The organism is Blastochloris tepida (assembly GCF_003966715.1).
Lineage (GTDB): Bacteria > Pseudomonadota > Alphaproteobacteria > Rhizobiales > Xanthobacteraceae > Blastochloris > Blastochloris tepida.
Genome location: NZ_AP018907.1, coordinates 3,726,372 through 3,745,556 on the forward strand (window position 1 = coordinate 3,726,372; position 19,185 = coordinate 3,745,556).

Genomic DNA, 19,185 nt, shown 5'->3' on the forward strand with positions numbered 1-19,185 from the left:
GCAAAACCGGTTCCCACTTTTGCGGAGAATGCTTCAGCGCGGCGGCAGGCGCAGCCCGCCGTCGAGGCGAATCAGCGCGCCGTTCAGCATGTCGTTCTCGGCGACATGGCAGACCAGCGCCGCGAATTCGTCCGGCCGGCCGAGCCGCGTTGGGAACGGCACGCCGGCGGCGAGCGACTTGCGCACGTCCTCGTCCAGGGCGTCGAACATCGAGGTGTGGAACAGGCCGGGCTGGATGGCACACACCCGGATACCCTCGCGCGAGAGGTCGCGCGCCGCCGGCAGCGTCATCGCCTGGATGCCGCCCTTGGAAGCGGCATAGGCGATCTGGCCGATCTGGCCCTCGATGGCGGCGATCGAGGAGGCGTTGACGATCACCCCGCGGCTGCCGTCCGGGCTCACCGGCTGCAGCGTCGCCATGCCGGCGGCGCTCTTCGACATCACGTTGAAGGTGCCGACCAGATTGGTGGTGATGACGCGGACGAAGGCATCGAGCTCGTGCGGCCGGTAGAAGCCGTGCTCGCGGTCCTTGGCCGCGGTCTTCTGGGCGATGACGATGCCGGCGCAGTTGACGGCGATGCGCTCCTGGCCGTTGATCGAGCGCGCCCGCGCCAGCCCGTCCTCGACCGACTGCTCGCTCGCCACATCGACCGCGCAGAACAGGCCGCCGATCTCCTGGGCCACCCGCTCGCCGCGCACGGCGTTGAGATCGAACAGCGCCACCTTGGCGCCGCGCGCCGCCAGCGCCCGTGCCGTCGCCTCGCCAAGGCCGGATGCGCCGCCGGTGACGACGGCGGCGACGTTGGAGCCGATGATCATTGCCTGTTCCCCCCTCGAGCATCTCCGCCGAGCCGGCAGGGCCAAGCCCACGACGGAAACCGCCGAATTCCAGTAGCTTGGAGCGAGTGGGCCGGCACAGTCAAACCGCCTTGGCAAACCGGCCGTCCCGGCCTGCGGCCGGGGGCCGCCTTGACCGGCGCCGCCGGCAGGCCCACCTCGAAGGGCGGCAGGCGCGGATGGCACGCGGGGACGATCTCGCGCCAGGGAGAACTCGCGATGGAACGCTTCGCCGGCTCGGGCGTGTGGGGCCTGACGGGATCGGCGGGCCGGTGCGCGGGCGAAAGTCCGGGCGAGGATCCGCGGGATGCGGCGCACGCGCTGCGCGGATTCTGGGCCAAGCTCGCCCGATCCCTCGCCCGGGTGCCGTTCGCCGAGGATCTGGTGGCGGCCTATTACTGCGTGATCGACCGCAACACCCCGCCGCAGGTGCGCGCCACGCTCATCGGCGCGCTCGCCTATTTCGTGCTGCCGGCCGACGCGGTGCCGGACATCCTGGCCGGGCTCGGCTTCACCGACGATGCGGCGGTGCTGGTGGCGGCGCTGAAGCTGGTCGGCGGCCACGTCACGCTTGCCCACCGGGCGGCGGCGCGGGCGGCGCTCGCCCGCCTCGGCCGCGGCGAGCGGCCGGAGGGCGTCTGACAGACTCAGGGCACCAGCACGACCTTGCCGCGCACCCGCCGGCCGGCGATCGCCTGCAGGGCCGCCGCGGTCTCGGTCAGCGGGAAGGTGGCGTCGATCGGCACCGACAGCCGGCCCTCGGCCGCCCAGTCGAACAGCTTGGCCAGCGCGGCGCGGAAGGTTTCGCGATGGCGCCTCGCCCAGCCGCCGAGATTGACGCCCAAGACGTCGCGGCTGCTGAGCAGCAGCAGGTTCAGCGGAATCTTCGGGATCTCGCCGGCGGCGAAGCCGACCACCAGGAAGCGGCCGCCGAAGGCGGTGCCGCGCAGCGCCAGCTCCGAATAGGGGCCGCCGACCGCGTCATAGACCACGTCGACGCCCGCCCCGCCGGTCAGCGCCCGCAGGCCGGCCTTCAGATCCTGCCGGGTGTAGTCGAGGCTGTCGTCGGCGCCGAGCGACCGGCAGAAGGCGAGCTTGTCGGGGGAGGAGGCGCAGGCGATCACCCGCGCGCCCATCAGCTTGCCGAGCTCGATGGCGGCGACCCCGACACCCCCCGCCGCCCCCAGCACCGCCAGCGTCTCGCCGGGCCTGAGCCGGGCGCGGTCCTGCAGCGCGTGGAACGTGGTGCCGTAGACGATGATCAGCGCCGCGGCGCGCTCGAACGACAGTGCGTCGGGCAGCTTCACGAGCTGGTCGGCCGGCACCGCCACCTTCTCCTGGGCGCAGCCCCAGCGCAGATAGGCGGCGACGCGGTCGCCCGGCGCGAAGCCCGCGACGCCGGGGCCGACCGCGGCCACCACCCCGGCGCATTCGCCGCCCGGCGCGAACGGGCGCGGCGGACGCTCCTGGTAGCGGTCGGCGATGATCAGCGTGTCGTAGAAGTTCAGCGCCGCCGCCTTCACCGCCACCACCACCTCGCCGGGGCCGGCCTCGGGATCGGGGAGGTCGACGAGTTCGAGCGCCTCGGGCGGACCGGGACGGGTGGACAGCACGGCTTTCATGGCGGGCTCCGGCAGGTTCGGCCGCACCATAGCCTCTGCGCTCGCGGCACGGGAGGGCCGCGCCGCCCGTCCTTGGTCGAAGGCCGGGGGAAGGATTAGAACGCGTGCCGGAGGTTCCCCATGCTGTCGCTGCCTGAGCTTGCGCTGCCCGTCCTTGCCGTGCCGGCGCCCGACGTGCTGGCCGCCTTCACGCTGGCCTGCGCGGTGCTGATCGTGACGCCGGGGCCGGACATGGCGCTGTTCCTGTCGCGCACCGTGGCGCAGGGACGGCTCGCGGGGCTCGTCACGCTGGCCGGGGCGCTGTCGGGCATCCTCATCCATTCGGCGCTGGCGGCGCTGGGCCTCTCGGCGCTGCTCGCGGCCTCGGCGACCGCGTTCGACGTGCTGAAGTTCGTGGGCGCCGCCTATCTGCTGTGGCTGGCGTGGCAGGCGCTGCGCCATCGCGGCGGGCTCACGCTCGATGCCGCGGCGCCCGTTCGGCTGAGCTATCCCCGGCTCTACGCCACCGGGCTCGGCGTCAATCTGCTCAACCCCAAGGTCATTCTGTTCTTCGTGACCTTTCTGCCGCAGTTCGTGGCCGCCGACGATCCGCAGGCGGCCGGCCGGCTGGGCTTCCTCGGCGTCTATTTCATCGTGCTGGCGGCGCCGTCCTGCTCGCTGATGGTGCTGGCGGCCGACCGCATCGCCGGCCTCTTGCGCGCCTCGCCCGCGGTGATGCGCGGCATCGACTGGCTGTTCGCGGGCGTGATGGGGGCGTTCGCGCTGAAGCTGATCACGGCCCGGGCGGGGGGGAGTTGAGGGCCGGTCTGTTGAGGAAGCCCGAGGCCTTGCGCCCGGCGACGAGCCAATAGACCAAGCCGACCACGCCGCCGGTCGCCGCCATCACCAGCACGGCGCGCGATTCCACCGGCGTCGCGGCGGGTGCGGTCTGGTCGAGGTTCATCACGTCGTAAAGGCCGGCCGCCGCCGCGGCGAGCGCCCCCAGCGCGGCGTTGGCGGTCATGTACAGGGTCAGCGAGCGCCAGCCGAACGCCTCGGCGAGGATCGCCACCAGCGCGCCCGGCATTGCCACCGGCACGATGATCAGCGAGGCGATGAGCAGGCCGAGCATCGAGGCCGGATCGAGGCCTTGCTCGGCGCTGAAGAAGGTGAAGAGCCAGGCGAACAGCGCGAACTGGGCGATGATCTCCGGCCCCGCCTCGCCGAAATCGGCCGACGCCAGCGCCGAGACGAGAAACACCAAGCCCGCGCCCGCCGCCACGATCAGGCCGAAGGCGATGACGACGACGCGCCACACTGCGTTCATTGGACGCCTATTCCGCCGCGGCCATGGCGCGCAGAGCGAGGCGCTCGCGGGCGGAGAGCCGCTCGGTCTCGCTCTTGAGCTGGCCGCAGGCGGCGAAGATGTCGCGCCCGCGCGGCGCCCGCACCGGGCTGGCATAGCCGGCGTCGAACACGATCTCGGAGAAGCGCTCGATGGTCCCCCAGTCCGAGCATTCGTAGGACGTGCCGGGCCAGGGGTTGAATGGGATGAGATTGATCTTGGCCGGGATGCCTTTAAGCAGGCGGATGAGTTCGCGGGCATCGGCCGGGCTGTCGTTCACGCCCTTCAGCATCACGTATTCGAAGGTGATGCGGCGCGCGTTCGACAGGCCGGGATAGTCGCGGCAGGCCTGCAGCAGCTCACGAATCGGATATTTGCGGTTGAGCGGCACCAGCACGTCGCGCAGGTCGTCGCGCACCGCATGCAGCGAGATCGCCAGCATGCAGCCGATCTCGGCGCCGGTGCGGCCGATCATCGGCACCACGCCGGAGGTGGACAGCGTGATGCGGCGCTTGCCGAGCGACAGCCCGTCGCCGTCGGCGACGGTGAGGAGGGCGCGCTTGACCGCCTCGAAATTGAACAGCGGCTCGCCCATGCCCATCATCACGATATTGGTGACGAAGCGGCCGCCGTCGGTCGGCACGATGCCGTCCTCGGGCGGGGTGGCGCCGGGCCAGTCGCCCAGCCGGTCGCGCGCCACCAGCATCTGGCCGACGATTTCGGCCTCGGTGAGGTTGCGCACCAGCCGCTGCGTGCCGGTGTGGCAGAAGGCGCAGGTCATCGTGCAGCCGACCTGCGAGGACAGGCACAGCGTGCCGCGGTCGGCCTCGGGGATGTAGACCGCCTCGACCGCGTGCGGCTTCTCGCCGTCCTCCTGCGAGGGCAGATGGAGCAGCCATTTGCGGGTGCCGTCGACCGACACCTGCTCGGCGGCGACGGTGGGCCGCGCCAGCGAATAGTGCTCGGCGAGCGTGGAGCGCAGGCCCTTGCCGACATTGGTCATGGCGTCGAAATCGGTGACGCCGCGCTCATAAATCCAGCCCCAGAGCTGCTGAACCCGCATGCGCAGCTCGCGCTCGGGCACGCCGACCTCGAACAGCGCCTTGGCGAGGCCGCCGCGGCCGAGCCCGGCGATCGAGGGCTTGCCCGTCGCCGAGGCGAGCGCCTTCGGGGCGGTCGCGGGCGCGTGGATGTGGTCCTCGGCGGGGAGGTGGTCGGTGTGGGGGATCATTGTCATGGGGGCGGTCATGGGAGGCGGGTCATACCACACCTGCGGTGCGATGACAGGCCGGCAATCGGCGGACGTATCGTCAACGGGCGCGTTGCCGCGAGAACCTTTCGCCCATATGACGTTTCGCCCATATGACGTTGACGGCAACTGACGTTGCGGCCCTGAGCGGACGGACCCATGCGCGAGAACACCAAGCCTGAGACCGCCTTTCCCGCCCGGCTGATCGCCGGCTACCAATCCTTCCTCGACCGCCGCTACGCCGAGGAGCACGAGCATTACGAGACGCTGGCACAGGGCCAGTCCCCCAAAATGATGGTGATCGCCTGCTGCGACTCCCGCGTCTCGCCGACCGTGATCTTCGACGCCATGCCGGGCGAGCTGTTCACCGTCCGCAACGTCGCCAATCTGGTGCCGCCCTACGAGCCCGGCGGCCACCACGCGGCCTCGGCGGCCATCGAGTATGCGGTGCTGGTGCTCAAGGTCGAGGATGTCGTGGTGCTGGGCCATGCCAGCTGCGGCGGCGTGATGGCCTATGCCCGCCGGCGCACCGACCTCGGGGCCGGCGACTTCATCGGCCAATGGATGTCGCTGCTCGAGCCGGCGGCGGCCACCGCCGGCATCGTGCCGGCCGCGGACCTGCCGGATGCGGCGGTGGCGCGGCTGGAATATGCCGGCATCCGCCAGTCGCTGGCCAATCTGATGACGTTCCCATGGGTCCGCGAGCGGGTGGAGGCCGGCCAGCTCAATCTGCACGGCGCCTATTTCGCCATCGCCACCGGGCTGCTCGAACGGCTCGACCCGGCCACCGACCGCTTCGTGCCGGTGGCGCAGCGCAATCCCTTCCGCGCCGAGGCGGTGGACGCCGACGGCGCGTGAGACGGGTTCCGGCCTGCAGGGCTGGAAACCGTATGCCGTATGACCCGAGTCCCCGGCGGCCGGGGCAAGCGGATCGCGCGGCGATGTGAGGGGAAACCGGATGCGGCGGCCGGCATTGACGGACCGGCGTCACGGCCCTAGAACACATTCGTATATTTACATGTGTTCCATTCAACCGCGCGGTGTCCCCATGACCGTCAGCTCCCTGTCACCTTCCACCGCCGCCCACGGCCGCATCGACTGGAGCCCCTATCTGGTGGGCGCCGGCATCGGCGTCCTCAGTTGGGTGGTGTTCGTCGTCGTCGCGGCGCCGATCGGCATCACCACCGCGGTGTCGCAGCTGTCCGGCGGGCTCGCCGTGCCGCTGGTCGGCGCCGAGGCCGTGGCGCAGAACGCCTATTGGGCGCGCCACCCGATGCGGCTCGATTATGGAACCCTGTTCCTGGTCGGCACCTTCCTCGGCGCGCTGGCCTCCTCGCTCGCCGCCCGCACCTGGCGGCTCGAGCAGGTGCCGGCGGTGTGGGCCGAGCGGTTCGGCCCCTCGCCGCTCAAGCGCTACGCCGTCGCCTTCATCGGCGGCGTCATCGCCATGTACGGTGCCCGTCTCGCCAATGGCTGCACGTCCGGCAACGGCATCTCGCAGGGCCTGCAGCTCGCTGTGGTCGGCTGGGTGTTCCTGGCGGTGATGTTCGCCACCGGCCTTCTCACCGCCTTCATCCTGTTCCGCCAGCCGCGTTGAGGAGGCGCCGATGTTCCCGATGACCGGTACTGCCGCCCTGGTTCTCGCCGTGGCGTTCGGCTTCGCCTTCGGCTGGCTGCTCGACCGCGGCCGGGTGACGCACTACGACACCATCCTCAACCAGTTCCGCTTCAAGGACTTCACCGTCCTCAAGGTGATGCTGACGGCGATCATCGTCGGCGGCGTCGGCGTGCTGGCGCTGGTCGATCTCGGCCTCGTCAAGATGGCGGTGCGCGACGCCAATATGGGCGGCGTGCTTCTCGGCTCGGCGCTGTTCGGGGTGGGCATGGTGCTCTACGGCTACTGCCCGGGCACGGGTGTGGCGGCGATCGCCACCGGCAGCGTCCACGCTTTGGTCGGTGCGGCGGGCATGCTGGTCGGCGGCATGCTCTATGGCTTCAACTATCCCTGGCTCAAGGACACGGTGCTGGCGTGGTGGAACCTCGGCCGGGTGACGCTGCCCGACATCACCGGCGTGCCGGCGCTGGTGTTCTTCGCAGCGCTGGCGGTGCTGGCGGTCGCCCTGTTCTCGGTGGTCGAGTCGCGGCGGCTGTGATGCCAGTTTATACTGCCGCCTGAACGACGAAGGGGCGCCCGAGGGCGCCCCTTCGCGTATCAAGCGTCGTCAATATCAAGCTCAGCAGGGCGGAATAGCGTCAGCGTCTTCCGCCGCATGCTTGGCGCAATACGATTCGCTATTGCGCCCTACGACGCTTTACTACGAAGCCTCATGCCGCCTTCTTCTTCGGCTCGATCAGCCGGCGGTTGATCAGCAGCTCGGCGATCTGGACGGTGTTGAGCGCCGCGCCCTTGCGCAGATTGTCCGACACGCACCAGAAGTTCAGGCCGTTGTCGACCGTGCTGTCCTCGCGGATGCGGCTGATGTAGGTGGCGTCCTCGCCGGTCGCCTCCACCGGCGTGATGTAGCCGCCCGGCTCGTGCTTATCGATGACGAGGCAGCCCGGCGCCTTGGCGAGCAGAGCGCGCGCCTCCTCGGCCGTCACCGGCTTCTCGAACTCGACGTTCACGGCTTCCGAGTGCGACACGAACACCGGCACGCGCACGCAGGTGGCGGTGAGCTTGATCTTGGGGTCGAGGATCTTCTTGGTCTCGGCCACCATCTTCCACTCTTCCTTGGTCGAGCCGTCCTCCATGAAGACGTCGATCTGCGGAATGAGGTTGAAGGCGATGCGCTTGGGGAACTTCTTGGTCTCCATCTCCTGCGCGGTGAACACCGCGCGGGTCTGGCTGAACAATTCGTCCATCGCGTCCTTGCCGGCGCCCGACACCGACTGATAGGTCGCCACCACCACCCGCTTGATGGTGAAGGCGTCGTGCAGCGGCTTCAGCGCCACCACGAGCTGCGCGGTCGAGCAGTTCGGGTTGGCGATGATCTTCTTCTTGGTGAAGCCCACCACCGCGTCGGCATTCACCTCCGGCACGATCAGCGGCACGTCGGGGTCTGTGCGCCAGGTCGAGGAATTGTCGATCACCACGCAGCCCTGCGCGCCGATCCGCGGCGACCACTCCTTCGACACGGCGCCGCCCGCCGACATCAGGCACAGATCGTTCGTCGTGAAATCGTGGTTCTCGAGCGCTTTGACCTTCAGCGTCCGGTCGCCATAGGAGACTTCCACGCCCAGGCTGCGGCGCGAGGCGAGCGGTATGACCTCATCGGCGGGAAAGCCCCGCTCGGCGAGGATCGACAGCATTTCGCGGCCCACATTGCCTGTGGCCCCGACGACTGCGACCGAGTAACCCATCCTTGACTCTCCGGCGAACATCCCGGGCCGCGGCCAATCGGCGGCAACCTGGGAGTCCAGGCCTTCTCCGGGAGCCTCGGCTTCTATTGCACAAGCGGCGCGGAGACAACACGCACGCGCGCGATCGCCGCCTCACACCGCCCGGCCGCGCAGCCGCCGCTTCGCCTGGGCCCGGGCCACGAAGGTGGCGAACGGCACCAGCAGTCCGCGCTCCTCGGCAAGGGCCGTCTGCGGCGCGCGCAGGCTGCGCGCCTTGCGCAGCGCCGCCCGCCGGTCGAGCCAGATCACCTGTCCGCGCTCGGGCGGATCCGCAAACAGCGCGTCGAACCATTTTCCGGGCTGATACATGCACGCGTTCCCTAAGTATTTACTGGCAACGCGATAGAGTTTGCGTGGTTCCGCGGGCGGGTCGCCGCAGGCCGTTGCGCCGATGCAACTGTGGGGCCCGATCGGCGTTGTCTTGAGCAATCCGCCCTGGCGGCGGCATGCGAAGGCCATTAGTGTGTGATCAAATCGGGATCGAGGGTGCCATGCGGCTCGCCAGTCTTCTTGCCTCCACCGCCGTGCTCGCCATCGCGGCGACCACCGTTCTGCCGAGCGCGGCCGACGCCCAGAGCCGGCGGGGTCCGTCGCGGATCACCGTGACGAAGGATCAGTCCTACCTCTATCCGGGCACGGCTGTTCCGGCGCGCACGGCGGCCGACTATGCGACCGACCTGCGCTTCCGCCCGGGCGTGCCGATGTCGTGGAATACCGGCCCCGGCGGCGATGGCGGCCAGTTCAACCTGCCGCAGCCGTTCGAGCTGGGCGGCATCCGGCCGCTGCAGTTCTGACCGGACGGCGTTGGACGTCGACTTCGACTTGGATTTGGACTTGGACTTCGAAACGAAACGGCCGGGCAGGTGCCCGGCCGTTCTGTTTTTCGGGGTGGTTGATGACGCTCAGCCCGCCAGCGCGTCGAGTTCGGCGAGAATCGCATCGCCCATCGCCGTGGTGCCGACCGTCGCCTGACCGGGCGCGGCGATGTCGCCGGTGCGCAGGCCCTTGGCCAGCACATTGGCGGTGGCCTGATCGAGCAGGTCGGCAGCGTCGCTGAGATTGAACGAATAGCGCAGCGCCATGCCGAACGAGCCGATCATGGCGAGCGGATTGGCGAGCCCCTTGCCGGCGATATCGGGCGCCGAGCCATGCACCGGCTCGTACATCGCCTTGCGCTTGCCGGTCGCCGGATTGGCCTCGCCGAGCGAGGCGGACGGCAGCATGCCGAGCGAGCCGGTCAGCATCGCCGCGATGTCGGACAGCATGTCGCCGAACAGATTGTCGCAGACGATGACGTCGAACTGCTTGGGCCGGCGCACCAGCTGCATGCCGCAGGCGTCCGCCAGCTGGTGCTCCAGCTCCACGTCGGGATATTCGCGCTTGTGGACGGCGGTGACCACCTCGTTCCACAGCACGCCCGACTTCATGACGTTGCGCTTCTCGGTCGAGGTCACCTTGTTGCGGCGCTTGCGGGCGAGGTCGAAGGCGACGCGGGCGATGCGCTCGATCTCGTAGGTGTCATAGACCTGGGAATCGATGGCGCGCTTCTGACCGTTGCCGAGGTCGGTGATGGTCTTGGGCTCGCCGAAATAGACGCCGCCGGTGAGCTCGCGCACGATCATGATGTCGAGGCCCTCGACCAGATCGCGCTTGAGCGAGGAGGACTCGGCCAAGGCCGGATAGCAGATCGCCGGGCGCAAATTGGCGAACAGGCCGAGATCCTTGCGCAGGCGCAGCAGGCCCGCCTCGGGGCGCACCTCATAGGGCACGCCGTCCCATTTCGGCCCACCGACCGCGCCGAACAGCACGGCATCGGCGGCATGGGCCAGATCCATGGTCGAATCGGTGATGGCGACGCCGTCGGCGTCATAGGAGGAGCCGCCGACCAGCCGCTCGTCATAGTCGAAGGCGGCGATGCCGCGCTTTTCGAACCAGGCGAGCAGGCGTTTCACCTCCGCCATCACCTCGGGGCCGATCCCGTCGCCGGGCAGAAGCAGGAGCTTGAACGAAGGCATGGCGCATCTCGCAGGGCTGTCAGCGGGTGTGTTGGCGTCATCCCGGCCGCAGCGAGGACATCTGGTCCGAGCGGAGAGCCGGGATCGTCAGCAGGTCATTTGTCTGCATGCGGTCCCGGCTCTCGGCTCCGCCTCGGCCGGGACGACGAGAATGAGACGATTCCTCTAGAAGCTCGCGGGGCGGGCCGCAAGTATCAGCGCGGGCTGCACGTCACCCAGCGCTGCGGCGGCCATTAAGATTTTGTTGGAGCATGATGTTATCGCAAAACCGGTTCCCACTTTTGCGCATCATGCTCAGCGCCCGCGGCGGAGCGCCTCCAGCACGTCGGCGGTGGCGCGGCCGGTGACCGGCAGGCCGTTCTTCTGCTGCACGGTGCGGATGGCGGCCACCGTCTGACGGCCGATGACGCCGTCGGCGACGCCGCCGATATCGAAGCCCGCCCGCATCAGCAGCGTCTGCAGCTCGCGCCGGCCGGCGCGGTCGAGCGGGCGCTCGGTCGTCGGCCAGGGGGTGGCGATCGGGCCGCCGCCGCGCAGCCGGTCGGCGAGGTGGCCGATCGACATGGCGTACACGATGGTGGGATTGTATTGGTAGAACGCCTCGAAATTGCGGGTGACCAGGAAAGCGGGGCCGCGCCGCCCGGCCGGCAGGATGATGGCCGACGGGGCATCCGCCGGCAGGCCGCCGCCGACCAGCGGCCGGCCGTCGACCCGCCGAACGCCGGCCCCGGCCCAGCTCGACACCGGCTTGCGGTTCAGCCGCCCGGTCTGGCCCTCGCCGATGCTGTCGGGCAGCTCGACCTCGACGCCCCAGGGCAGGCCGGCGCGCCAGCCGTTCAGGCGCACGAAATTGGCGATCGAGGCCAGCACGTCCGGCACCGAGGTCGCGACGTTGCGCCGGCCGTCGCCGTCGCCGTCCACCGCGACGCGGAAGAACACGGTCGGCATAAGCTGCGGCCCGCCGAACGCGCCGGCCCACGAGCCGTAGAGCGCGTCGTAGGGAATTTCATTGGTGGCGGCGACCTTGAGCGCCGCGATCAGCTCGGTGCGGAAATAGTCGCGACGCCGGGGCGCGGTGCAGGCCAGCGTCGCCAGCGAGCGCACGATGTGGCGCAGCCCCACCGTCTTGCCGTAGTCGCTCTCGATGCCCCACACCGCGACGATGGTGGTGGCCTCGACGCCGTACTTCGCCTCCAGCCGCGACAGCAGCGCGGCGTGCTCCTTCAGCAGCCGCTTGCCGTCGGCGATCTTCTCGTCATCGACCAGGGCGGCGACATAGTCCCAGGCCGGGGTGCGGAACTCCGGCTGGTTCTGCAGGAAGCCGACGACGGAAGCGTCGGTCAGCAGGCCGCGGAATGCGCGATCCAGCACCGCCTCGGGCACGCCCTTGGCGCGGGCCTCGGCCTTGACCCCCTCGATGCAGGCGGCGGGCAGCGGCGGGCCGTCGACCGGGCCGACCGCGCGGGCGGGCGTGGAGCCGAGGAAGGTCGTGCCAAGGAGGGCGGCGAGGGCGAGCGAGGCGATGGGCGCGATTCGAACCATGCCCGCCAGTGTAGCGGACTGCCGGCGCTCTGCCGATCCTGGCGTGTGAGGCTGGCGTGTGATGGAACGTCCGGTTGGACCGAGTGGAAACCGGATCACGCCGGGCGCGGCTGGCCGGTCGCGTCGAGATCCTCCAGGCGCTGGCGCACCCGGGCGAGTTCGGCCACGGTGTCGGCCATGCGCTGGGCCAGCAGCGCCTGCAGCCGGCCGGCGGCGACCGGAAACCCTTCCAGCGTGCGCAGGAAGGTGTTGCGGGGGATGCGCAGCAGCGTGGTGCTCTCGCGCGCCGTGGCGGTGGCGGGGCGGCGCACCTCGGTGATCAGCGCGGTTTCGCCGATGAGCGTGCCGGGGCCGGCCGGCACCTCCGGCTGGCCGGAATTCTGCGCGTGTTTCAGGCCGATGCTGCCGTCCACCACCACATAGGCGCAGTCGGCGTCCTCGCCTTCGCGGAACAGCACCTCGCCGGCCTTGAGCCGGCGGGTCTCGGCGCCGATCGCCAGAATGCGCAGCGTGTCGCGCCCCAGAACCTGCAGCACTGCCACCCGTTCCAGCAGCGCGACGTCGTCATCGAGAGCCATCGGCCTGCCGAACCGTCATGGAATGAGCTTGTACCCGCCGCCCTCGGTCACCAGCAGCTGCGCATTGCCCGGATCCTTCTCGATCTTCTGGCGCAGCCGGTAGATGTGGGTTTCGAGCGTGTGGGTGGTGACGCCGGAATTGTAGCCCCAGACCTCCGACAGCAGCACGTCCCGCGCCACCGGCTTCTGGTCGGCGCGGTAGAGATAGCGCAGGATCGCCGTCTCCTTCTCGGTCAACCTGATCTTGGAGCCCTTGGCGGTGATCAGCAGCTTCTGGCTCGGCCGGAAGCTGTAGGGACCGACGGTGAACACCGCGTCCTCGCTGGCATCGTGCTGGCGAAGCTGGGCGCGGATGCGCGCCAGCAGCACGGCGAAGCGGAACGGCTTCACCACATAGTCGTTGGCGCCCGCCTCCAGGCCGAGAATGGTGTCCGAATCGGCGTCGTGGCCGGTGAGCATGATGACCGGCGACTTGAACCCGGCCTGCCGCAGCTCCCGCACCGCGTCGCGGCCGTCCATGTCCGGCAGGCCGACATCCATGATCACCAAATCGATGTGGCCGGCCTTGGCGGCCTCGATGCCGGCCTTGGCGGTCTCGGTGGCGACGGTCTCGAATTCCTTGTGCAGGTCGAGCTGTTCGACCAGCGCCGTGCGCAGATCCTCGTCGTCGTCAACCACGAGGATCTTGCGCGAGCCCGATATGGTCGTACTCATGGTGCGGCTCTTCTGTTCTTCTTCCCGTCGGTCGCGCCGGCGTCCACCATCGGCCGCGACCTCGACCTGTGCGTCGCGGACGATAAGCTGCCGGAGCCGGAGCGCAAGCGGAACCGCGCCGCGAGACGATCATCGGGTCTGGATAAACATGGTCATGACGAGCCTGAGCCGGGTGCGGGTGGCCCGGCGCCCCGGCTGCCGCAGCGAGGGGCTGCTGTTCGCGGGCGGGCGCATGCTGCGCTGCGCGCTCGGGCGCAACGGCATCCGCGCCCTCAAGCGCGAGGGCGACGGGGCGACGCCGGCCGGCCGGTTCCCGTTCGGCCGGGCATGGTGGCGGGCCGACCGCGGCCTGCCGCCCGCAGGCAACTTGCGGCAACGGCGCATCCGCCGCGACGACGGCTGGTGCGATGCGCCAGGGGCAGCCTGCTACAACCGGCCGGTCCGGCTGCCCTGCCGCGCCAGCCACGAGGAGATGTGGCGGGCGGACGGGCTCTACGACCTTGTGGTCGAGATCGGCTGGAACCTCTCCCCGCGCCGCAGCCGGCACGGCAGCGCCATCTTCCTCCACGCCGCCCGCCCGGGCTCGGGCTTCACGGATCTGGCGCCGACCGCCGGCTGCGTCGCGCTGCGGCCGGCCGATCTGCGCCGGCTCGCCGCCCGGCTCGGGCCGCGAACCCGGCTGGTCGTCTGCCTGTGACCGCCCGTGCCCGCCTGACGCTGCTGGTTGCGGCCCTCGGGGTCGCCATTGTGCTCGGGGTGTGGCCGGGGCTCGATCTCGCCGTCTCGGCGGCGGCGTTCGATCCTGCCGCGGGCCGCTTTCCCGCCGCGGTCGACCCAATGCTGAGGGGGCTGCGCGAGGTCTTCCGCATCCTGCCGCATCTGATCTTCTGGCCGGCGCTGGCGGCGCTGACGGTGGCGGCGCTGCGTCCGTCGCTGCGCCTGCCGCGCCGCGCGCTGATCTTTCTGGTCGCCACCTTCGCGCTCGGCCCCGGCCTGATCGTCAACGGCGTGGTCAAGACCGCCTGGGACCGGCCGCGGCCGCGCGACGTCGCGACCTTCGGCGGCACGGCGCCGTTCCAGCCGTGGTGGCAGCCGGGAGCGGGCTGGTTCGCCAACCGCTCGTTCGTCTCAGGCGAGGCGTCATCTTCGGCGTGGATGCTGGCGCCGGCCGCCCTGGCGCCGCCGCCGTGGCGGGCGCTCGCGCTGGCCGCTGCCGCAGGCTACGCCGTGGCCACCGCGGTGCTGCGGGTTCTGTTCGGCGCCCACTTCCTGTCCGACGTGGTGCTCGGCGCGCTGGTGTCGCTCGTCGTGGTCTGGCTCGGCTGGCGCTGGTACCGCCGGGTCGGGGCGGGCGCGCTTGGCAGCGCGGAAGGGCGCTGATACACCGCGCGCGATATTTGGGGGCAAAACGCCCATTCCTCCGGAGTGCCGACATGCCGAAAGGCGACGTGAAGAAGGTGGTGCTCGCCTATTCGGGCGGGCTCGACACCTCGATCATCCTGAAATGGCTGCAGACCACCTATGGCTGCGAGGTGGTGACCTTCACCGCCGACCTCGGCCAGGGCGAGGAGCTGGAGCCGGCGCGCCAGAAGGCGCTGCTGCTCGGCATCAAGCCGGAGAACATCTTCATCGAGGATCTGCGCGAGGAGTTCGTGCGGGACTATGTGTTCCCGATGTTCCGCGCCAACGCCCAGTATGAGGGCCTCTATCTGCTCGGCACCTCGATCGCCCGCCCGCTGATCGCCAAGCGCCAGATCGAGATCGCCCGCCAAGTCGGCGCCGACGCGGTCTGCCACGGCGCCACCGGCAAGGGCAACGATCAGGTCCGCTTCGAGCTGACCTATTACGCGCTCGAGCCCAACATCAAGATCATCGCCCCCTGGCGCGAATGGGACCTCACCTCGCGTACCCGGCTGATCGAGTTCGCCGAGCAGCACCAGATCCCGATCGCCAAGGACAAGCGCGGCGAGGCGCCGTTCTCGGTCGACGCCAACCTGCTGCACACCTCCTCCGAGGGCAAGGTGCTGGAGGACCCGGCGCTCGAGGTGCCCGACTACGTCTTCTCGCGCACGCTGAGCCCCGAGCAGGCGCCCGATCAGCCGACCTACGTCACCATCGGCTTCGAGAAGGGCGATGCGACCTCGATCGACGGCGTTGCGCTCACGCCGGCGGCGCTGCTCACCAAGCTCAACGAGCTCGGGCGTGCCAACGGCATCGGCCGGCTCGATCTGGTCGAGAACCGCTTCGTCGGCATGAAGAGCCGCGGCATGTACGAGACGCCGGGCGGCACCATCCTGCTGCTCGCCCATCGCGGCATCGAGTCGATCACGCTGGACCGCGGCGCGGCGCATCTCAAGGACGAGCTGATGCCGCGCTATGCCGAGCTGATCTATAACGGCTTCTGGTATTCACCCGAGCGCGAGATGCTGCAGGCCTTGATCGACAAGAGCCAGGAGATGGTGACCGGCTGGGTGCGCCTGAAGCTCTACAAGGGCGGCGTCCACATCGTCGGCCGCGACAGCCCGTATTCGCTCTACGACCAGGATCTGGTGACGTTCGAGGAAGGCGCGGTTGCCTACGACCACCGCGACGCCGCCGGCTTCATCCGCCTCAACGCGCTCAGGCTGCGGACGTATGGGGCGAGGAAGCGGAAGCTGGAGAACTGAGGCCAGTCATTCCGGTCTCGTCGCCCCGGCCAAGCGGCGAAGCCGCGCGAGCCGGGGCCGTGACCCGAATGGGACGCCTTATGGGACGCCTTTCCTGCAGACGGTCCCGGGTCTCGCTCCGCTCGCCCGGGACGACAGGAAACCGACGCTCAAGGAGCCGGGCAGCGCCCGGCTCCTGTCGTTGCGGCGGCTATCGCGACCCGATCTGACCGCATTGAATCGGGTGCTCCAAGTCCTTGAGCTGTCGCATTCTCTTGCGCAAAACCGGTCCCCACTTTTGCGGAGAATGCTCTAGAAATCCGCCGCGATCCCCTTGATCTCCCAGTCGCCATAGCGGACCGGCTCCAGGCCGCCGCGGCCGTGGTGCTCGGGCGGCAGCTTGGCGGCGTCGTCGATGGCGGCGCGGCGCGCGGCGGCTTCCGCCAGGGCGCGCTGGGCGGCCGGCGGCAGGTCGCGCTTCGAGTCCGGTTGCTTGGCCTCGTCTTGCGGTGTGGTGTCTGGCAAGTCGGTCATGTCCGCACCATGGCGCGGCTCCACCCGTCCGGCAAGACCGGCGGCGAACCGCCTTGGTGTCTCGCACCCTCCAGACGTCTCGCCGGCGCGAGAGTCTTGCCGGTGCCATCGTGCTCCCCCATCTTGTTGGGCGTCCGGGCCTTGGGCCGGAGACGGGGCGTCATCCCCGCGGGAGGAGACCGATGAATTATCTGAAGACCGCCATTCTGCTTGCCGGCATGACCGCGCTGTTCATGGCGGTGGGTGCCATGATCGGCGGCCAGCAGGGCATGCTCATCGCGCTCGTCGTCGCTGCGGCCACCAATCTGTTCGCCTACTGGAACTCCGACAGGATGGTCCTGAGCATGTACAACGCTCAGGAGGTGGACGAGACCACGGCGCCCGATTTCGTCCGCATGATCGCCGAGCTGTCGCAGCGGGCCGGGCTGCCGATGCCGCGCGTCTACATCATCGACAATCCGCAGCCCAACGCGTTCGCCACCGGCCGCAACCCGCAGAACGCGGCGGTTGCCGCCACCACCGGCCTGATCAACAGCCTGTCGCCGGAGGAGGTGGCCGGCGTGATGGCGCACGAGCTGGCGCACATCAAGAACCGCGACACGCTGACCATGACCATCACCGCCACCCTCGCCGGTGCGGTGTCGATGCTGGCCAATTTCGGCCTGTTCTTCGGCGGCAACCGCGACAACAATTCGCCGTTCGGGGTCATCGGCGTCATCCTGATGGCGATCCTGGCCCCGATGGCGGCGATGATCGTGCAGATGGCGATCTCGCGCTCGCGCGAATACGAGGCCGACCGGCTCGGCGCCGAGATCGTCGGCCGGCCGCTGTGGCTGGCCTCGGCGCTGAACCGCATCTCCGGCGCTGCCCACCAGATCGAGAACTACGAGGCCGAGCGCAACCCGGCCACCGCCCACATGTTCATCATCAACCCGCTGTCGGGGGCGCGGATGGACAATCTGTTCTCGACCCACCCTGCGACCGAGAACCGCATCGCCGCGCTGCAGGATCTCGATGCCGAGATGCGCGCCCATGGCGACCCGCGCCTGTTCAGCGGCTCCGCCGGGCGGGCCGGCGCGCCGTTCACCGGCGGCTCGGTGCCGGGCGTCCGAGGCGGCCGGCGCGGCGGGCCGTGGGGATGATACCGCGTATCGTACCGGACGGATGCGACGCGTCCGCCCAGGACGACGGCTGACGGTGCCGGCGCGTGCAAAGACCCGGCAAACGCGCTAATCGCCCGGGCATGAGAAAACCGAACCGTTCCGCCGGCCGGGCCCGCCCGCCCGCGCCACCGGCCGGGCTCGCGCCCCGCCGGGTTGCCGCCGACCTGATCGAGGGCGTGCTGTACCACGGCCGCCCGCTTGACGAGGCGCTGGAGGCGGCGCTCGGCGCGGTCGCCGAGCGCGACCGCGCCCTGGTGCGCATGCTGGCCGCCACCGTGCTGCGCCGCCACGGCACACTGCGGGCGGTGGTCGGCACCTTCCTTACCCGCGCGCCCAAGGGCGGGCCGCGGCTCGATGCGGCGCTGCTGCTCGGCGCGGCCCAGATCCTGTTTCTCGACGTGCCGGACCACGCCGCGGTCGACCTGTCGGTGCGGCTCGCCCAGGCCGACCATGCCGCCCGCCACTATGCCGGCCTCGTCAATGCCGTGCTGCGCAAGGTGGCGGCCGAGGGGCAGGCCGTGCTGGCCGGGCTTACCGACCCCGCCCTCGATACGCCGGACTGGCTGATGGCGCGCTGGCGCGCCGCCTACGGCGCCGAGATTGCCGCCACCATCGCCGAGGCTCACCGGCACGAGGCGGCGCTCGATCTCACGGTGAAGGCGGACGCCGCCGGTTGGGCCGAGCGACTCGGCGGGCGGTCGCTGCCGACCGGCACGGTGCGGCTTCTCGCCAAGGGGCCGGTGCCGCAGCTTGCCGGCTTCGCCGAGGGGGCGTGGTGGGTGCAGGATGCCGCCGCCGCCCTGCCGGCGCGCCTGCTCGGCGACGTGCGGGGCCTGCGGATCGCCGACCTCTGCGCCGCGCCCGGCGGCAAGACGCTGCAGCTTGCGAGCGCCGGCGCGCTGGTCACCGCGGTCGACCGCGCCGAGAGCCGGCTCGACCGGCTGGGCCAGAACCTCGGCCGCACCGGCCTCGATGCCGAGATCGTCTGCGCCGACGTGATGGACTTCGCGGGCGGGCCGTTCGACGCGGTGCTGCTCGATGCGCCGTGCTCGGCCACCGGCACCATCCGCCGCCACCCCGACGTCGCCTGGACCAAGCGGCCGCAGGACATCGCGTCGCTCGCCGAACTGCAGGCGGCCCTGCTCGACCGCGCGGTCCAGCTGGTGAAGCCCGGCGGGCGGCTCGTCTACTGCACCTGCTCGCTGGAGCCGGAGGAGGGGCCGGACCAGATCGAGGCGCTGCTGGCGCGGCGGCCGGGCGTGACGCGGCTGCCGATCGAGGCGGCCGCGATCGGCGCCGATCCGGCCTGGATCACCGCGGCGGGCGAGCTTCGCACTTTGCCCTGCCACCTGCCGGATGCCGACCCGCGGCTCGCCGGCCTCGACGGCTTCTTCGCCGCCCGGCTGGCAATCGGCTGATCGATCCTTCCGAGATCCGGGCAGAGGAGGGCCGGCCCGGTGGACGTCCGCACCGCTTTTGTGGTGAACAGCACGTAAAGGATCGCTTGCAGATTTGTCCGAACCTGCCATGGGATATTGAACGGTGGGGGATCCTGAGGGGGAA

The 19,185-nt window shown here is 70.2% G+C and carries 22 protein-coding genes; 11 read left to right on the forward strand and 11 right to left on the reverse strand.

Annotation, left to right across the window (positions count from 1 at the left end; translation table 11 throughout):
* Nucleotides 1-33 precede the first annotated feature (33 nt).
* Entirely contained in the window at nt 34-819 is a 786-nt protein-coding gene (locus BLTE_RS16875; protein ID WP_126401777.1) for an SDR family NAD(P)-dependent oxidoreductase, read from the reverse strand.
* A gap of 237 nt (nt 820-1,056) precedes the next feature.
* Between BLTE_RS16875 and BLTE_RS16880 the strand changes: the two genes are divergently transcribed.
* Nucleotides 1,057-1,479, forward strand: coding sequence for a YkvA family protein (locus BLTE_RS16880; RefSeq protein ID WP_126401778.1), 423 nt, complete (start codon nt 1,057-1,059; stop codon nt 1,477-1,479).
* A gap of 5 nt (nt 1,480-1,484) precedes the next feature.
* Here BLTE_RS16880 and BLTE_RS16885 read toward each other — a convergent pair whose 3' ends face one another.
* Nucleotides 1,485-2,459, reverse strand: coding sequence for an NADPH:quinone oxidoreductase family protein (locus BLTE_RS16885; RefSeq protein WP_126401779.1), 975 nt, complete (start codon nt 2,457-2,459; stop codon nt 1,485-1,487).
* A 120-nt stretch (nt 2,460-2,579) separates the two neighbouring features.
* Between BLTE_RS16885 and BLTE_RS16890 the strand changes: the two genes are divergently transcribed.
* Nucleotides 2,580-3,257, forward strand: coding sequence for a LysE family translocator (locus BLTE_RS16890; RefSeq protein WP_126401780.1), 678 nt, complete (start codon nt 2,580-2,582; stop codon nt 3,255-3,257).
* On the opposite strand, the gene BLTE_RS16895 is transcribed toward BLTE_RS16890, so the two are convergent.
* Together BLTE_RS16895 and rlmN are read right to left on the reverse strand one after the other, a co-directional pair.
* Entirely contained in the window at nt 3,232-3,765 is a 534-nt protein-coding gene (locus BLTE_RS16895; RefSeq protein WP_126401781.1) for a hypothetical protein, read from the reverse strand. The genes BLTE_RS16890 and BLTE_RS16895 overlap by 26 nt on opposite strands.
* Before the next feature lie 7 nt (nt 3,766-3,772).
* Nucleotides 3,773-5,011: a dual-specificity RNA methyltransferase RlmN gene (gene rlmN / locus BLTE_RS16900; protein WP_425290303.1), complete on the reverse strand. Its 1,239-nt coding sequence runs from the start codon at nt 5,009-5,011 to the stop codon at nt 3,773-3,775.
* A 180-nt stretch (nt 5,012-5,191) separates the two neighbouring features.
* Here rlmN and BLTE_RS16905 point away from each other — a divergent pair, with 180 nt between their 5' ends.
* The 3 genes from BLTE_RS16905 to BLTE_RS16915 all read left to right on the forward strand — a co-directional run bounded on the left by BLTE_RS16905 (nt 5,192) and on the right by BLTE_RS16915 (nt 7,185).
* Nucleotides 5,192-5,890 carry a carbonic anhydrase gene (locus tag BLTE_RS16905; RefSeq protein WP_126401782.1) on the forward strand — a complete coding sequence of 233 codons (699 nt, stop codon included), beginning with the start codon at nt 5,192-5,194 and terminating at the stop codon, nt 5,888-5,890.
* A 190-nt stretch (nt 5,891-6,080) separates the two neighbouring features.
* Nucleotides 6,081-6,629 carry a YeeE/YedE thiosulfate transporter family protein gene (locus tag BLTE_RS16910; protein ID WP_126401783.1) on the forward strand — a complete coding sequence of 183 codons (549 nt, stop codon included), beginning with the start codon at nt 6,081-6,083 and terminating at the stop codon, nt 6,627-6,629.
* Between the two features lie 10 nt (nt 6,630-6,639).
* Nucleotides 6,640-7,185 carry a YeeE/YedE thiosulfate transporter family protein gene (locus tag BLTE_RS16915; RefSeq protein WP_244600036.1) on the forward strand — a complete coding sequence of 182 codons (546 nt, stop codon included), beginning with the start codon at nt 6,640-6,642 and terminating at the stop codon, nt 7,183-7,185.
* A gap of 172 nt (nt 7,186-7,357) precedes the next feature.
* Here the strand turns inward: BLTE_RS16915 and BLTE_RS16920 are convergent, their stop codons facing one another.
* Both BLTE_RS16920 and BLTE_RS16925 read right to left on the reverse strand, forming a co-directional pair.
* Complete coding sequence (locus BLTE_RS16920) at nt 7,358-8,392, reverse strand: aspartate-semialdehyde dehydrogenase (protein WP_126401784.1); 1,035 nt, start codon at nt 8,390-8,392, stop codon at nt 7,358-7,360.
* A gap of 132 nt (nt 8,393-8,524) precedes the next feature.
* On the reverse strand, nt 8,525-8,740 hold the full coding sequence (locus BLTE_RS16925) for a hypothetical protein (RefSeq protein ID WP_126401785.1): 216 nt from the start codon (nt 8,738-8,740) through the stop codon (nt 8,525-8,527).
* A gap of 182 nt (nt 8,741-8,922) precedes the next feature.
* Here BLTE_RS16925 and BLTE_RS16930 point away from each other — a divergent pair, with 182 nt between their 5' ends.
* On the forward strand, nt 8,923-9,225 hold the full coding sequence (locus tag BLTE_RS16930) for a hypothetical protein (RefSeq protein ID WP_126401786.1): 303 nt from the start codon (nt 8,923-8,925) through the stop codon (nt 9,223-9,225).
* Between the two features lie 108 nt (nt 9,226-9,333).
* Here the strand turns inward: BLTE_RS16930 and leuB are convergent, their stop codons facing one another.
* From leuB to BLTE_RS16950, 4 genes are all read right to left on the reverse strand, one after another.
* Nucleotides 9,334-10,446, reverse strand: a complete 1,113-nt coding sequence (gene leuB / locus BLTE_RS16935; RefSeq protein WP_126401787.1) for a 3-isopropylmalate dehydrogenase — start codon at nt 10,444-10,446, stop codon at nt 9,334-9,336.
* A 294-nt stretch (nt 10,447-10,740) separates the two neighbouring features.
* A complete protein-coding gene (locus tag BLTE_RS16940; RefSeq protein WP_126401788.1) occupies nt 10,741-11,988 on the reverse strand; it encodes a lytic murein transglycosylase in 1,248 nt (415 codons plus the stop codon).
* A 95-nt stretch (nt 11,989-12,083) separates the two neighbouring features.
* The gene (locus BLTE_RS16945; RefSeq protein WP_126401789.1) at nt 12,084-12,566 is read right to left on the reverse strand and encodes a cyclic nucleotide-binding domain-containing protein; all 483 of its coding nucleotides are present in this window, start codon (nt 12,564-12,566) and stop codon (nt 12,084-12,086) included.
* A gap of 15 nt (nt 12,567-12,581) precedes the next feature.
* Complete coding sequence (locus BLTE_RS16950) at nt 12,582-13,280, reverse strand: response regulator transcription factor (RefSeq protein WP_126401790.1); 699 nt, start codon at nt 13,278-13,280, stop codon at nt 12,582-12,584.
* Between the two features lie 148 nt (nt 13,281-13,428).
* Here BLTE_RS16950 and BLTE_RS16955 point away from each other — a divergent pair, with 148 nt between their 5' ends.
* The 3 genes from BLTE_RS16955 to BLTE_RS16965 are packed head-to-tail and all read left to right on the forward strand — an operon-like array spanning nt 13,429 to nt 15,946.
* Complete coding sequence (locus tag BLTE_RS16955) at nt 13,429-13,977, forward strand: L,D-transpeptidase family protein (protein ID WP_126401791.1); 549 nt, start codon at nt 13,429-13,431, stop codon at nt 13,975-13,977.
* Nucleotides 13,974-14,660 carry a phosphatase PAP2 family protein gene (locus BLTE_RS16960; protein ID WP_126401792.1) on the forward strand — a complete coding sequence of 229 codons (687 nt, stop codon included), beginning with the start codon at nt 13,974-13,976 and terminating at the stop codon, nt 14,658-14,660. The genes BLTE_RS16955 and BLTE_RS16960 overlap by 4 nt, the downstream gene beginning before the upstream one ends.
* A 53-nt stretch (nt 14,661-14,713) precedes the next feature.
* Nucleotides 14,714-15,946: an argininosuccinate synthase gene (locus BLTE_RS16965; RefSeq protein ID WP_126401793.1), complete on the forward strand. Its 1,233-nt coding sequence runs from the start codon at nt 14,714-14,716 to the stop codon at nt 15,944-15,946.
* Nucleotides 15,947-16,237: 291 nt separating this feature from the next.
* Here the strand turns inward: BLTE_RS16965 and BLTE_RS16970 are convergent, their stop codons facing one another.
* The gene (locus BLTE_RS16970) at nt 16,238-16,459 is read right to left on the reverse strand and encodes a DUF1674 domain-containing protein (RefSeq protein ID WP_126401794.1); all 222 of its coding nucleotides are present in this window, start codon (nt 16,457-16,459) and stop codon (nt 16,238-16,240) included.
* A 182-nt stretch (nt 16,460-16,641) separates the two neighbouring features.
* On the opposite strand from BLTE_RS16970, the gene htpX reads away from it, so the two are divergent.
* Together htpX and BLTE_RS16980 are read left to right on the forward strand one after the other, a co-directional pair.
* Nucleotides 16,642-17,601, forward strand: a complete 960-nt coding sequence (gene htpX / locus BLTE_RS16975) for a zinc metalloprotease HtpX (RefSeq protein ID WP_126401795.1) — start codon at nt 16,642-16,644, stop codon at nt 17,599-17,601.
* A 101-nt stretch (nt 17,602-17,702) separates the two neighbouring features.
* Nucleotides 17,703-19,040, forward strand: a complete 1,338-nt coding sequence (locus tag BLTE_RS16980) for an RsmB/NOP family class I SAM-dependent RNA methyltransferase (protein WP_126401796.1) — start codon at nt 17,703-17,705, stop codon at nt 19,038-19,040.
* Nucleotides 19,041-19,185 lie beyond the last annotated feature (145 nt).

Excerpts from the sequence above, each read along its gene's own strand:
- htpX (WP_126401795.1), top strand. The coding sequence starts at position 16,642 with ATGAATTATCTGAAGACCGCCATTCTGCTTGCCGGCATGACCGCGCTG.
- BLTE_RS16965 (WP_126401793.1), top strand. The coding sequence starts at position 14,714 with ATGCCGAAAGGCGACGTGAAGAAGGTGGTGCTCGCCTATTCGGGCGGG.
- BLTE_RS16885 (WP_126401779.1), bottom strand. The coding sequence starts at position 2,459 with ATGAAAGCCGTGCTGTCCACCCGTCCCGGTCCGCCCGAGGCGCTCGAA.
- BLTE_RS16930 (WP_126401786.1), top strand. The coding sequence starts at position 8,923 with ATGCGGCTCGCCAGTCTTCTTGCCTCCACCGCCGTGCTCGCCATCGCG.
- BLTE_RS16875 (WP_126401777.1), bottom strand. The coding sequence starts at position 819 with ATGATCATCGGCTCCAACGTCGCCGCCGTCGTCACCGGCGGCGCATCC.
- BLTE_RS16915 (WP_244600036.1), top strand. The coding sequence starts at position 6,640 with ATGTTCCCGATGACCGGTACTGCCGCCCTGGTTCTCGCCGTGGCGTTC.
- BLTE_RS16955 (WP_126401791.1), top strand. The coding sequence starts at position 13,429 with ATGGTCATGACGAGCCTGAGCCGGGTGCGGGTGGCCCGGCGCCCCGGC.
- BLTE_RS16920 (WP_126401784.1), bottom strand. The coding sequence starts at position 8,392 with ATGGGTTACTCGGTCGCAGTCGTCGGGGCCACAGGCAATGTGGGCCGC.
- BLTE_RS16980 (WP_126401796.1), top strand. The coding sequence starts at position 17,703 with ATGAGAAAACCGAACCGTTCCGCCGGCCGGGCCCGCCCGCCCGCGCCA.
- BLTE_RS16970 (WP_126401794.1), bottom strand. The coding sequence starts at position 16,459 with ATGACCGACTTGCCAGACACCACACCGCAAGACGAGGCCAAGCAACCG.
- BLTE_RS16905 (WP_126401782.1), top strand. The coding sequence starts at position 5,192 with ATGCGCGAGAACACCAAGCCTGAGACCGCCTTTCCCGCCCGGCTGATC.
- BLTE_RS16910 (WP_126401783.1), top strand. The coding sequence starts at position 6,081 with ATGACCGTCAGCTCCCTGTCACCTTCCACCGCCGCCCACGGCCGCATC.
- BLTE_RS16925 (WP_126401785.1), bottom strand. The coding sequence starts at position 8,740 with ATGTATCAGCCCGGAAAATGGTTCGACGCGCTGTTTGCGGATCCGCCC.
- BLTE_RS16940 (WP_126401788.1), bottom strand. The coding sequence starts at position 11,988 with ATGGTTCGAATCGCGCCCATCGCCTCGCTCGCCCTCGCCGCCCTCCTT.
- leuB (WP_126401787.1), bottom strand. The coding sequence starts at position 10,446 with ATGCCTTCGTTCAAGCTCCTGCTTCTGCCCGGCGACGGGATCGGCCCC.
- BLTE_RS16950 (WP_126401790.1), bottom strand. The coding sequence starts at position 13,280 with ATGAGTACGACCATATCGGGCTCGCGCAAGATCCTCGTGGTTGACGAC.
- BLTE_RS16890 (WP_126401780.1), top strand. The coding sequence starts at position 2,580 with ATGCTGTCGCTGCCTGAGCTTGCGCTGCCCGTCCTTGCCGTGCCGGCG.
- BLTE_RS16880 (WP_126401778.1), top strand. The coding sequence starts at position 1,057 with ATGGAACGCTTCGCCGGCTCGGGCGTGTGGGGCCTGACGGGATCGGCG.
- BLTE_RS16895 (WP_126401781.1), bottom strand. The coding sequence starts at position 3,765 with ATGAACGCAGTGTGGCGCGTCGTCGTCATCGCCTTCGGCCTGATCGTG.
- BLTE_RS16945 (WP_126401789.1), bottom strand. The coding sequence starts at position 12,566 with ATGGCTCTCGATGACGACGTCGCGCTGCTGGAACGGGTGGCAGTGCTG.